The sequence below is a fragment of the Virgibacillus carmonensis genome (assembly GCF_057836705.1).
Window position 1 is genome coordinate 1 of the sequence record NZ_JBYQFJ010000109.1, and the last position, 815, is coordinate 815.

Annotated in this window: 1 protein-coding gene; it reads right to left on the bottom strand. The window is 40.5% G+C overall.

The annotated features are described in order from the left end of the window. On the bottom strand, positions 1-815 hold an 815-nt coding region (locus AC3G7N_RS20760), incomplete at both ends, for a sodium:solute symporter family transporter (protein WP_489424060.1).

Sequence of the window (815 nt, forward strand, 5' to 3'; positions counted from 1 at the left end):
CTTTGTCTGATGCATTTCTTCTAAAGAACGTTCTGTAGAAATCCTCTGTAACCGCACTTGATGTTACAAGAAGTTGTGAAGAAACTGTACTCATAATCGCAGCCAGAATCGCGGCCAGAATGAAGCCAGTTATATATGGATTGAATAGTACTTCTGCGAAAACGATAAGAACGGTTTCCGGATCGCCAAGCATATCCGGTTTATCTGAGAAGTATGAAACCCCAATTAGACCAACTAGCATCGCGCCAATAATGGATATGATCATCCAACCAATTCCAATACGGCGGGCAGTTTTCAATTCTTTCACAGAGCTGATTGCCATAAAACGGACGATAATATGAGGCTGTCCAAAATATCCGAGGCCCCATGCCAAGAATGAGATAATACCAAGGACAGATGTACCTTTGAAGAAATCCAGTAATGATGGATCAATTTGACGAATATCATCGAGCATTGTTTCTGTTCCACCAACGTTTGTTAAGGCAACGATTGGAACCAATATCAATGCGACAAACATGATAACACCTTGTACAAAGTCAGTCATACTTACGGCAAGAAAACCGCCGAAAAGTGTATATGCAACGATAACCGCTACAGTAAGGAATAGACCGATATGATAATCCAGGCCAAATGCACTTTCAAATAATTTACCGCCTGATACCATACCCGCACATGCATACAAGGCAAAAAAGATAAGAATAAAAATTCCGGAAACAAGTCTTAACACATTAGATGAATCAAAAAAACGATTTTCTAAATAATCCGGGATCGTTATGGAATCCTGGGCAACCTCCGTGTACGTTCTCAGTCTAGGT